Raw genomic sequence first — 12,360 nt, 5'->3', positions numbered from 1 at the left:
TGTTATGATAAAAAATTATTTCAAAATAGCTTTCAGAAATCTTCTTAGGAATAAGGGACTCACCTTTATAAACCTAGTAGGTTTAGCAACGGGTTTTGCAATTACATTGCTTATAGTTCAATATGTGCAATTTGAAAGAAGTTATGAGAACACACATCAGAACGCTAATAGAATTGTTAGACTGACATTAAATTATTTAACTGGAAATACAGTAACTACTCAAGACAGTGAAATGTATCCAGCAGTGGGTCCCAAACTAAAAGCTGAAGTGCCTGCAGTAGAAAAATATACACGGGTTTATGATATTGGTGAGCCCAATTCGCCAATGCAAGTTGGCGAACAACAATTTTTAATGAAAAACTTGTATGCTGTTGATGCAGATTTCTTTAATATGTTTAATTATGAGTTGTTATACGGCACTAAAGAAAACCTTTTTCAGAAACCTAATGAAGCCGTTATTACTGAATCTAGTGCTTTAAAATACTTTAATCGTACAGATGTTGTTGGAGAAGTTTTAAAATCACCCGGACCTAACGGAGATATTTTATATAATATAGTTGGGGTTACTCATGATAGTCCTTCTAATACCCATCTTAAAGTAGATATGCTTATTTCTTATTCTACCATGCTTACAGATGCAGAAATGTTAAGACGACATGGAGAAAAGAAGGATAATTGGAATAATAACAATTCCTATATGTATGTTCAGTTAACAAATGGAGCAGATTTTAATCATTTTGCAAGTTCATTAGATGATTTTAGTAAAAGATTGATTGATGAAAAAAAGATAAAAAGTGAAGCTATAGTTGGGCAAAAAATAACAGATATTCACCTGTATTCTAAGAAAACATTTGAACCAGAGCCTAATGGAGACGCTAATTCAGTTTATTTTCTTTTTGCAGTTGCGATATTAATCATAGTAAGTGCCTTTGTAAATTATATAAATTTAACTACATCTCAGGCATTAGATAGAGCCAAAGAGGTAGGTGTAAAAAAGGTATTAGGGTCTACTAAAAGTCAGCTAAGAATTCAATTTTTAGTAGAATCGTTAGTGTTAAATATACTTGCAGGAGGTTTAGCAATAGTACTTGTAGCTATGGTGAAATCTAAGTTTATCGGACTTTCAGGATTGCCAGAAAGTTTTAGCCTTTTTAATAATTTGTTTTTCTGGTTGTTACTTCTATCTTTTATTGTTTTTGGGGGATTACTTTCTGGATTATACCCAGCTTTTGTATTGTCTTCTTTCAAGCCGTCAACCATTCTAAAAGGAAATTTTTCGCATTCCATAAAAGGGAATTTGTTACGTAAAGGTCTTGTAGTTTTTCAATTTGCAATTACTACAATTTTACTAATCCAAACCTTTACAGTTAATGAACAAATTGATTTTTTAAGAGATTTAGATAGAGGTGTTAATGTAAAACAAAGTATTGTTGTAGAAGCACCAGCTAAAAATGCAGCGCAAAATTATTCAGCATTCAAACAAAACTTATTGGCTAATTCAAACGTAAAAGCAGTTGCTTTGTCGCATACCGTTCCAGGGCAGCCATCAGGAGCTTTATCTACTACAGCAGATATTCATATTACTGGAACTACTCCCGATGCGTATCATAACTTTTATCTCACATTTGTAGATAAGGATTACGTGCCTTTGCTAGGAGTGGAAATGATTGCGGGATCTAATTTTGAAGAAAATACCACACCACAAAAGCGCCATGTTATTGTAAATGAAAAAGCGCTTGAAAAATGGAATATAACAGACCCTAAAGATGCGATAAATAAAAAACTATCATTTTGGGGAGGCGAGTGGACAATTAAAGGTGTTGTAAAAAATTACCACCAGCAATCACCAAAATCACCTATGCTACCTCTAATTCATATATTTAATAATGCATTTAGAAGTTTGGCAACTGTTCAATTTATAGGAGGTTCTCCAAAAGATAACCTTAAACAGGTAAAAGAAACATTTAACACAATTTATCCAGGAGCACCATTTTCGTACTTTTTTATGGATCAGGAATACGATAAGCAGTTTAAAGCAGAAGATCGTTTTAAAAATGTATTTATGATTCTTACAGCTTTTTCAATACTCATAGCGTGTTTAGGCTTACTGGGGTTAGCATCTTTTTCTGTAGCTAAAAGAAGAAAAGAGATTGGTATTAGAAAAGTAGTTGGAGCTAGCACTACAGCAATTTTAGTGTTACTCTCAAAAGATTCGCTTAAAACAGTAATGATTTCTGTAATTATAAGTGTACCTATTACTTATCTTTTATTACAAAATTGGTTGGAAAATTTTGCTTATAAAATTGATTTACATATCTGGTTATTTCTGCTACCAGTTCTCATCGTTTTCTTGCTGGTGCTTTTATCTATAAGTTTAAAAACGGTAAAAACAGCTATAACCAATCCAGTAGAAAGTTTAAAAACAGAATAAGATATACACATTATTAATATCAAAATGGCAAATAAAATATTAAAATTAAGTCAAGCAACACGCGAAGTCAATTCTGGAAGTAACAAAATAGCTTTGTTGGACAGTATAGATATGGAAGTTAAAGAAGGTGAGTTTATCTCCTTAATGGGGCCCTCAGGTTCAGGTAAATCTACACTATTAAATTGCATTGGGATGCTAGATAATTTTACTGATGGTGGCTATGTGTTTTTAGGAGAGCCCGTTCATAGTATGAAAGAAAGAAATAGATCAAAGCTCTATAAAGAATATATAGGGTTTGTATTTCAGGCATATCATTTAATTGATGAACTTAATGTTTGGGAAAATATTGAAACTCCGCTTTTATATAAAAATGTAAAATCTTCTGAACGAAAAGCTTTGGTTGCTGATATGTTAGACCGATTTAATATTGTAGGTAAAAAAGATCTTTTCCCAATGCAATTAAGTGGAGGGCAACAGCAATTGGTTGGAATTGCAAGGGCATTAATTGGAAACCCAAAGTTGATTTTAGCTGATGAACCTACAGGTAATTTAAACTCAAAACAAAGTACAGAAATCATGGAGTTATTTTCTGAATTAAATAAAGAGGGTGTAACTATTATTCAGGCTACACACTCAGAACAAAACGCTTCTTATGGTTCCAGAATTATTAATTTATTAGATGGACGCATCGTATAATATTGACTTAAATATCATGAAAAATAATCGTTTTTTATTAGTGTTCATTCTTTTAGTAGGGTGGTTAGCGAATAGTCAAGATTTTAATCAAAAAATCTATACTTTGGATGAATGCATTACTCTAGCTTTAGAAAATAATCTGGATTTAAAATCAGTTAATTTACTGGCTAATTCTGCTAAAGTTAATCACCAACAATCTAAAGCAAATTTATTGCCAAGTGTTAATGGTCGTTTTAATTTAGGTGTCAATGATGGTAGAAGTATTGATCCTTTTACTAATGATTTTATAAACCAGGAATTAACCTTTTCAAACATGGGTTTAAGTATTGATGCTACAATTTTTAATGGTTTTAGATTGCTTAATACAGCAAGACAAAACCGTTTAAATAGAAAAGCTTCTGAACTCGAGTTAGAAGCAGCTAAGCAAGATTTAGTATTGAATGTAACGTTAGCTTATCTTCAAGTATTAAATAACAAGGCTGTTTTAGAATTAAATAGAGCTAGGTTTGAAACCACAAAAGAACAGCTTAAAATTCAAGAAGGATTTTACAAAAATGAGTCTGGAAACCCAGCTGATTATGCTGACATTTTAGGACAAATAGCTAATGATGAAACTAATATTTTGGTTTCTGAATCTAATTTTAACAATGCAAAAATCGCACTTGCAAGGTTGTTGAATTTAAAAGGAGGTGTTAAAGTTGATGCTGCTACCCTTATGTTAGAGTTTGATAAATATAGTTTGACCTCTGATGAGGTTTATAATGAGGCATTAGAAAATTTAGCAACCTTTAAGGCCAGAGAACTACGAATAGAAGCAGCTAAGAAAGGTGTTAGTGTAGCTAAGTCTCAGTTTACACCCGAAATTTCAGTATTCGGAGGTATAAATACTAATTATTCCAGTGCTGCTGAAACTTTTACCTCATCTGGAACTAGTATTATAGAAACAGGCGATTTTGTTACTGTAAATGGGCAAGATTTACAAATAATGACAGAACAAACATCGTTTTCTCCTGAAAGTATAAGTTACAAAGATCAATTAGATAATAACTTAAATACAGTTGTAGGTGTTGCTCTTAACGTACCATTATTCAATGGTTTTAGAGCAAAAAGTAATGTAGCTTTAGAGAAAATTAGGTTGGAGGAATCTATCTTGGATTTAGAACGTACTAACCTTGATATAAAGAATACGATATCTCAAGTTTATTTTGATATGGAAGCTGTTTATAACCGCTACCAAAGTTTATTAAGGCAAGTTGAAGCTTACAAAGAATCTTATCGAATAAACGAAATAAGATTTAATAATGGCGTTTCAAACTTTCTTAATTATGTCACAAGTAAGAACAATTTGGATAATGCAAAAATCAATCTTGAAAATGCTAAATACGAGTATTTGTTACGCGTTAAAGTTTTAGATTTTTATAGAGGAAATATGATTGAGTAATAAGATTATTTACTGAATACACTTCAACTTGTCTATGAAGAACTCTTTGTATTGAATATAATTTATTTGTTTTGATCCTTCTGTTCCTCTCAGTAAAATGGATTTTATTGGAGATTCTCCTAATGAATTCATTTGCGCATTTGATAATCTAGCTTTGAATAAAAACTGACCACATTCAATATCCCAAGAATGATAAAATGCTATAGTTATGTTGTTTTCTAGTGTAACTTTTACACTTGATCTTTGGTTAGGTAAATAGGACGCACATCCTAAATCACCATCATAATTAAAGAATACCTCTGTTTTTCTATTTTGCTTGTATAGTTCAGCTGTTAAGTTGTTACTCAAGGTATATGCTTCAGTTCTAATAGTGGTAACATTATAAAACTTGTCATAATCGTTAATTTGATAATGACATGAATCTCTAAACTTCATTCTCTCTATAAGGGCAGCTTCTTTTTTAGCTTTTTCACGAGCTTCTTTAGAAATAGCGTCTTGCTGTGAATTATTAGCTTGCTGTCTTTTATTATTAAGTTTAGTTATGGAGTCCCTTTTTCTTAATGCGATTAGCTCTTGGCGCTCTATTTCAATAACTCTAGCAATAGAATCGCTTTTTCTTCTAAGTTGAAGAAGTTCTTTCCTTTCTTTTTCTTGAGCCTTAATAATGGAATCATATTTTCTTTTTTCTTCCTTAAGTAAGCTTGCTTCACTGGCTTGTTCGATGGAGGCGGAGGTGTTTTTTCTTTTCTCTTCTAGTTTTTTGGCTTTAGCTGTAGAGTCATTTCTTTTTCTTAAAAGTTTTAAAGCCTCTTCCTTTTCTTTTTTAGCTATTGCTATAGAATCTTTCTTTCTCCTTTTAATAGTTTTTTCAAACTCTGCTTTTGCATTAGCTACGGAATCGTTTTGCCTTTTTAGTAATTCCAGAGCTTTTTCTTGTTCTTGTTTAACTCTAGCAATCGAATCTTTTTCTCGTTTTTTTGCTACTTTCTTTTGTTCTGCTTTTACTTTGGCTATAGAATCGTTACGCTGCTTTAATAGTTTAAGTGCCTCATTAGCTTTATTAATTGAGTCTGTTTTGCGTTTTTCGAACTTCAATCTATTTTGTTCTTCAATAACTTTGGATATAGAGTCTTTTTTTCTTTGCGCTACTTCTAAACGTTTTTGTTCCGCCTCCACTAGCGCAATGGAGTCGTTTCTTCTTTTAATAAGCAATTGCTTTCGGGCTTCTTCTTTAACTTTAGCAATAGAATCTACTTTACGTTTTTCAGCTAAAAGTCTATTTTGTTCTTTAATGGCATGAGCAATAGAATCCTTTTTTCTTAGTTCAGCTTCAAGACGTTTTTGTTCTATTTTGGCTTTTGCTATAGAATCATTTCTTCTTATTTCGTCTAACCTTCTTTTAGCTTCCGCTTCAATCATGGCTATAGAGTCTCTTTTTCGTTGTTCAATGCGTTCTTGTTCTTCTTTCGCTTTTCTAGCAATAGCCTCAATCTTTTCCTGTCTTTGCTTCCTCTCAGCTATAGCTTTTTCTCTTTGCTTTTCTTCATGATCAAAATATAAATCCATCATTTTTTCATTCACAAATAGATATTGGTCTTTAACAAAACCAATAGCATTATTATATTTTACTTTATAAGTATAATTGCCTAAAAATGCAGTTACAATACATTTTTGGTTTTCTTTAAACTCGGAAATCACTTCAGAATTACTTACATCGAGGTATAGGTTACCGTCCTGAGCAAATTTTGTAGCTATACTAGCTTCTTGTGAAAGTAAATTTATAGTAAAACTTAGTAATACTATTAATGGATAAATATACTTAACCATAGGTGTTTAGATTTGTGGGCTTATTAATAGCCGTAAAAGTAATCTATGTGTACCCTAAAATAAAAAAATTAAGATAAAACGTTAGTTTTCATCTATCAATCTAATGCATTACGAGTCACATACCATTTCCAGCCAATAATTGCCATCTGTAATTTTGTGGCTTTTGCTAAATCCAGTTGTTTTTTGGAATAACTTGGTAACATGAATTTATTAACCTTAGCTAAAAACCTGAAAACTTGCTTTCTCACTTTAATGTTTTGTTAGAAGAACAAAAATAGTAAAACTTATTCTAGACTAAGTTTTACTGTTTTGGAGATTATATAATTGAAATAATAAAGAGTATTACATCAATTACAATTTTGGCAAGTGTTATCATATTTTTACGGTTTAAAAAGTTAGTAAATAAGGTTATTTATATCAATGTTTTTTGAAGATATGTATTTGCAGATATGTTAACCAAACACTTTTATGAAAATCGATGAATTTGAATACTTATTTGTAAGTATAAAAATAGAATTGGTTTCAATTAATATGTGACACTCTTTAATGAAGTTATTAAATGTAATTATTTAATACTTATTTAGTTGTAATTAGTAATAATTATAGGGGTTTTTTGTACGGGTTTTTAAAATTCAAGGGGCATTTTGTTTACAAATAGCTGGTTTTTTAATATTTCATCTTTTAATTAAGTTATAATAACAAAAAAAGACACTCAATCTAGAGTGCCTTTTAAACATATAAAAATGTGATAGTGAATATCTAAAACATTATTCTTTGGTTGTAATTTCTACTACGCCATTTTTGGCTTTTTCTCCGTGTTTTTTCACTGCAGCCTCACCTTTTAAAACATTTACAGTTTTAATATCGTCACTATTTAAAGTTTTAAAATCTTTAGGTTTAACTACTTTTCCATTTACAATATAGATTGGTTCCGTTCCATCATCAGATTTAATAACTATTTTTTTACTGTCTTTGTTTTGACCAATAGCTTTAACCTTGTAAGATTTTCCCCCAGAGTTATTGCCTTTAACAGTAATAACATCTTCTTCTTCACTTAAGCCTTCATTTTTAACTATGATTTCAACAGTATCTCCATCGTCTTTATTTTTTCTAACATCCACTTGCTTTATACGCTTTTTGAATTTATTGTTCCCTTTATCTCCAGAAATAAAGCGTACTGAATCACCTTGAATTTCATAAACGGAATCTTCATTAGTAATAAAAATATTTTCAGTTCCATTTCCAGCACCTTTTACTTCATGAATTTTATCACCATCTTTAATCACATAGGTAATAGACTTCTTCTTTGCATCTGCATTACCAATTGAAATGTTTTTTCCGTTTTCACTAAAAGTTATTTTAATTGGAGTAATAGTTTCATCAGAATTTAGATGATAACTTGCATTAGATTCTTTTCCGGAGGCTTCAATTTTGATGGATATAATCTCACCTTCAGTATTTCGTTTTACACTCTTAAATTTTAAAGTAACGCCTTTATTTTTAGCTTTTTTAATGATACCATCAAGATCTGAATCAGAAGTTTTTTTGGTGATAATAAACGCCTCAATATCTTTTTTTGAAGTAAGTTTGTTGCTATTAACAGATTGTTTCTCTGTTTTAGATTTACTTTTAACTACAGGTTTTTCTACAATTTTATCTTCAGCAGATTGCAAGTATTCAGGAATAGTATTAGAAACCATATCAACTATAGGTTCAGCCTTTTCAATATAAATGTCTTTGGTATTAAAACTCATAAGAAAAACAACTAATAAAGGAATAATCAACGCGTATTTAAGCTTATTAATTTGTTTTGATTTTGATTTTTGTAACATAACGATTCGTTTTTTGATTAATGAATTATAAAAGTTATTGCTCAATGCCAATTGATGAGAAGGCACACTTGTTTTAAGCAATGTATATTGATAGCTTTTTTTACATGTTGTATCGTTTACCGTATTAGAATCTGCTAAAAACTCTAAATTTTGTTTTAACTCATTGTTGTATAGCCATATAAACGGATTAAACCAAAGCGCAATACTCGCAAGATGAGTCAGTAAAATATCTATACTATGGTATTGTTTAGCATGTACTTTTTCGTGTGAGATGATTTGATCTAATTCCGTTTTATTGAATTGCTCTGGGTTGTAAACAATCCAATTAAAAAATGAAAACGGAGAAATATCCGCATTGGTTTCTACATAAATATATTTATTGCGTATGTCTTTTTTGTTTTTAATAATCACTTTAGCTAAGGAAGCTATTTGTATTAAAAACCTAATAGAGAAAAAAGTAACACCTAAAACGTAAGCAATCATTACATAATCAAAAATGTCTAGACCAGTTTTTGTAGGTGTATTAGAAACTTCATTAAAAGTTAAATGAGACACATCTATGGGTGTATATTCTATGTAAATTGGAATTACAACCATGGGTATACAGAGTGCAACCAATAAACCTATTAACAAAAAACATCGATTATATTGAAAAAATGTATCGCGTTGCAGAAACACTTTGTAAAATAGATAAAATATAGCCACAACTGCACTCGCCTTAATTAAATATTCCATGGTTATTTCTCTTTTTCAATTAGTTTAATAATCTCCTTTAACTCATCAACACTTATCTTTTCTTCCTTGGCAAAAAACGAGACTACACTTTTATAAGAGTTATTAAAATAATTATCAATCGCCATATTCATAAACCGTTTTCTATAATCTTCTTTCTTTACAATAGGGTAGTACTGGTGTGTTTTACCGTACGCATTGTAAGCCACATAGCCTTTGTCTTCTAAGTTTCTAATAATAGTAGATAAGGTGTTGTAGTGTGGTTTCTCGCCTTTAATTTCTGCAAGAACATCTTTTACAAAAGCCTTTTCAAGCTTCCATAAAATATGCATTATCTCTTCTTCTTTATTAGTTAATTTTTCCATGTTTAAAAAATCATTTGGGCGTTACCACAAGGGTCGGGCTTTACATTATTAGTTTTGGCTCGATGCTCGCCTCGCCAAAAGCTAGCCATTACAATCCCTAACGCATAACAAACTTATAACTATTTTTATAGTTACACAACTAAATATATAGTTATTTAACTAAATTTTAAGTTTTCAAAAAATCTTTTCACTTTTCACTTTTCACTTTTTTACTTTCATTTATCTTCGCAAGAAAAATAGTTTTATGAGTATCCTTTGGGTTGTTCTTGGTTTTGCATTATTAGTTGTAGGAGGTGAGTATTTGGTGCGTTCATCAGTAGCGTTATCATTCAAGTTCGATATATCTAAAATGGTCATAGGTATGACGGTGGTATCCTTTGCAACCTCTGCACCAGAATTATTGGTAAGTTTGCAAGCAGCCTTATCGGGTTCTCCTGCAATAGCTATTAATAATGTGGTGGGTTCCAATGTAGCTAATATTGGTTTAGTATTGGGTATAACAGCTATGGTTGGCTCTATTGCAGTAGATAAATCGTTTTATAAACTCAATTGGCCAGTGATGATGGTGTTTTCCATTGTATTATATTATTTTTTAAAAAATGATAATGTATTAACAGCCATGGAAGGCGGTATTTTATTTACAGGATTAATAGCATTTTTAGTTTACCTCATTCGAAGTGCAAAAAAGGACACGGTATCAGAAGAAGTTGATGATGCCTTAGCAACGGTTTCAAACTTTAAAATTGGTTTATGGCTATTAATTGGAGCAGCATCACTTTATTTTGGTAGTGAATGGTTGGTTGATGGCTCTAAAGAGATAGCACGTTCTGTTGGCGTGAGTGAAGCAGTAATTGGAGTGTCTTTAATTGCCATTGGTACCAGTGTACCAGAACTAGCAGCATCTGTTATTGCTGCTGCAAAACAAGAAAAAGCCATATCCTTAGGAAACCTAATTGGCTCAAATATTTTTAATATTGCGTCGGTGCTAGGTTTAACGGCTTTAGTAAAACCAATACCTGTTACAGAACCGCAAATATTATCAAGCGATATTTTTTGGATGCTTGGTTTTTCAGCAATCCTAATTCCGTTAATCTTTCTTCCTAAACGTTTACAAATTAGTAGAGCTAAAGGATTCTTTTTAGTAATTGGCTATGGCGTGTTTATGTTTTTGGTATTTACTCATGGGAAGCTTTAAAAAGAAAAACCTCCTAATTCAAAAAAAAGAATAGGAGGCTATGGTTTAGATTTTGAAGAATTTAATCAACTTTCAGTTTAATGATTCTTCCATTTTTCTTTCGTTCACCTAACAAGAAAACAGTTTTCTTATCTAAATTCGGAATACCATTATTTACTTTATAATAAACTTTTGACTCTTTATCATCAATTAATTTTTTGTAATCATAGTTTCCGTTTTCATCAAGAGAAATCATATATAGATTAGATTTTTTTGATGATGTTTGACCAAAATAAATTTTGTCTTTGCTAACTTTTTTTATTTTATCTGAGCAGTTTATAAAAAAGTAAGTAGACTCGTTTACAGGTAGTGTGGTAAAAGAACTAGTTGTAAAACCTGTTTGAGCTTTATTAATATTTCTTGCCCATTTTAAGTCGCCATTAGCATCTAACCTCAGAGTCATAATATCATTAAAGTGATATACTGTATAAGTTCTCATACCTCCATTAGCATTCATCATTGTATGTGTCGTCATAAAAAACTCTTCGGCATTTATTACAAGGTCATTATTGCCCATTAAATAAACACCTTTAAATTCTATATTATCAATTCCTTTTTCCTTTTTTCGTTTCTTTTTTCTGCTTTTATCTCCGTATTTGTCACTCAAGAATTTTTCTGAAAAATCATTGAATTTACTATAGTTAATTTCTAGCGTAGTCGGATTTAAATCATAAATGCAAACACCATTGATTTTATGTTCTTTATCATTTCCAAAAAAACCAGTACAAATTAACCTATCTTCATTTTTTAATAATTGTAAAGATTCTATTAATTTTCCAGTAGTTTTAAAACTAGTGCTTTCAACAGATTCTGCATTAACTTTATATAATTCAAAATGGTAATTTACTTTTCCACCTTTTTTAATTCTTTTTGAATTTTTTTCAAAGGATTTACCAAGAAAATATACCGTACCATCTTCATCATCTACTTCAAAACTATTATATTCAAATAGCCTGTCTTTAATATTTTTAGTAATTAGTTTGTCATAAACAAGCTCAAAATTATCATTAAAAACAAATACTTTATGGGTTTCTTTGTCCTTATTTTTAATATCAAAATTTATGGCAAAAAACTTTTTATTTAATGAGAAAATAACCTCACCCATATGATTGCCATCAGCTTGCCCCCAACCATTATTTATAAAAAAGGGAAATATAAATACTCCAAAATAGTCTTTGATGTTATCTTCAGAAAACTTAAGTAAGTTTTGAGATGAAAAACTCAAACTATTAATTTCTGAGGACGATATATTTATTGCAATAGATTTTTCCTTTTTAAGCTCTTCAATTTCAATGAGATGTAGCTTGTCGTTTTTTAAAAAAGCATTTTTTATAGTTTTATTTTTAACCTCGTAATCAAGAGTTTTAACTTCCTTAAGGTTGCTATCAAAATATTGAATGTAATAGCCTTTAAGTTTTTGTTGCATACCTCCATAGTATGATCTTATAGTTACTATACCTCCATCATCTGCTTCAAGCGTAAATGATAAATATGAGTTTTTTTTCTTGTCCTTAAAAATGGCACTTTTTGTAATAGAAACATCTTGTGAAAAAGACATTGTGACAAATAGCAATAGAATTAATGTAAATAGTTTTTTCATTATAATTGGTTTGTTTATGAGTGTGCAAATCTAAAAAAATAATTGTAAGAATTCATTTAATAATATTGAACGTATAAATGGCTTTGTGAAAAAAACTGATACCTTCGTTTAACGTCGGATATAAAGTGCATATGCTGAACTTGTTTCAGTATTAAAACGATTTTATATCCACGAAACATTAAACGAACCTCCCAAAACAGAC

9 protein-coding genes are annotated in these 12,360 nt (G+C 30.4%); 4 read left to right on the top strand and 5 right to left on the bottom strand.

The window, feature by feature from the left end:
* Window positions 1-4 precede the first annotated feature (4 nt).
* The 3 genes from Q0772_RS12050 to Q0772_RS12040 are packed head-to-tail and all read left to right on the top strand — an operon-like array spanning window position 5 to window position 4,568.
* Window positions 5-2,431 (top strand): ABC transporter permease, encoded by a 2,427-nt coding sequence (locus Q0772_RS12050; protein ID WP_298345015.1) that lies wholly within the window; start codon window positions 5-7, stop codon window positions 2,429-2,431.
* Window positions 2,432-2,455: 24 nt separating this feature from the next.
* Entirely contained in the window at window positions 2,456-3,127 is a 672-nt protein-coding gene (locus tag Q0772_RS12045; protein ID WP_298345011.1) for an ABC transporter ATP-binding protein, read from the top strand.
* Window positions 3,111-4,568, top strand: coding sequence for a TolC family protein (locus tag Q0772_RS12040; protein ID WP_298345007.1), 1,458 nt, complete (start codon window positions 3,111-3,113; stop codon window positions 4,566-4,568). Before Q0772_RS12045 ends, Q0772_RS12040 begins: the two co-directional genes overlap by 17 nt.
* Before the next feature lie 9 nt (window positions 4,569-4,577).
* Here Q0772_RS12040 and Q0772_RS12035 read toward each other — a convergent pair whose 3' ends face one another.
* From Q0772_RS12035 to Q0772_RS12020, 4 genes are all read right to left on the bottom strand, one after another.
* Window positions 4,578-6,395: a hypothetical protein gene (locus Q0772_RS12035; RefSeq protein ID WP_298345004.1), complete on the bottom strand. Its 1,818-nt coding sequence runs from the start codon at window positions 6,393-6,395 to the stop codon at window positions 4,578-4,580.
* 95 nt (window positions 6,396-6,490) lie between these two features.
* The gene (locus tag Q0772_RS12030; protein WP_298345001.1) at window positions 6,491-6,643 is read right to left on the bottom strand and encodes an SsrA-binding protein; all 153 of its coding nucleotides are present in this window, start codon (window positions 6,641-6,643) and stop codon (window positions 6,491-6,493) included.
* A gap of 519 nt (window positions 6,644-7,162) precedes the next feature.
* Window positions 7,163-8,962, bottom strand: coding sequence for a M56 family metallopeptidase (locus Q0772_RS12025; RefSeq protein WP_298344998.1), 1,800 nt, complete (start codon window positions 8,960-8,962; stop codon window positions 7,163-7,165).
* A 2-nt stretch (window positions 8,963-8,964) separates the two neighbouring features.
* On the bottom strand, window positions 8,965-9,324 hold the full coding sequence (locus tag Q0772_RS12020; RefSeq protein WP_298344995.1) for a BlaI/MecI/CopY family transcriptional regulator: 360 nt from the start codon (window positions 9,322-9,324) through the stop codon (window positions 8,965-8,967).
* A gap of 244 nt (window positions 9,325-9,568) precedes the next feature.
* Here Q0772_RS12020 and Q0772_RS12015 point away from each other — a divergent pair, with 244 nt between their 5' ends.
* Window positions 9,569-10,519, top strand: coding sequence for a calcium/sodium antiporter (locus tag Q0772_RS12015; protein WP_298344993.1), 951 nt, complete (start codon window positions 9,569-9,571; stop codon window positions 10,517-10,519).
* A 61-nt stretch (window positions 10,520-10,580) separates the two neighbouring features.
* Here Q0772_RS12015 and Q0772_RS12010 read toward each other — a convergent pair whose 3' ends face one another.
* On the bottom strand, window positions 10,581-12,158 hold the full coding sequence (locus Q0772_RS12010; protein WP_298344991.1) for a hypothetical protein: 1,578 nt from the start codon (window positions 12,156-12,158) through the stop codon (window positions 10,581-10,583).
* Window positions 12,159-12,360: the final 202 nt, after the last annotated feature.

Source organism: uncultured Algibacter sp. (genome assembly GCF_947490405.1).
In the GTDB taxonomy this organism is placed as follows: Bacteria; Bacteroidota; Bacteroidia; order Flavobacteriales; family Flavobacteriaceae; genus Algibacter_B.
This window is presented reverse-complemented; position numbering and strand designations above follow the sequence as displayed.

Coding starts and splice junctions, on each gene's coding strand:
- Q0772_RS12020 (WP_298344995.1), bottom strand. CDS start 9,324: ATGGAAAAATTAACTAATAAAGAAGAAGAGATAATGCATATTTTATGG.
- Q0772_RS12010 (WP_298344991.1), bottom strand. CDS start 12,158: ATGAAAAAACTATTTACATTAATTCTATTGCTATTTGTCACAATGTCT.
- Q0772_RS12045 (WP_298345011.1), top strand. CDS start 2,456: ATGGCAAATAAAATATTAAAATTAAGTCAAGCAACACGCGAAGTCAAT.
- Q0772_RS12040 (WP_298345007.1), top strand. CDS start 3,111: ATGGACGCATCGTATAATATTGACTTAAATATCATGAAAAATAATCGT.
- Q0772_RS12015 (WP_298344993.1), top strand. CDS start 9,569: ATGAGTATCCTTTGGGTTGTTCTTGGTTTTGCATTATTAGTTGTAGGA.
- Q0772_RS12025 (WP_298344998.1), bottom strand. CDS start 8,962: ATGGAATATTTAATTAAGGCGAGTGCAGTTGTGGCTATATTTTATCTA.
- Q0772_RS12035 (WP_298345004.1), bottom strand. CDS start 6,395: ATGGTTAAGTATATTTATCCATTAATAGTATTACTAAGTTTTACTATA.
- Q0772_RS12050 (WP_298345015.1), top strand. CDS start 5: ATGATAAAAAATTATTTCAAAATAGCTTTCAGAAATCTTCTTAGGAAT.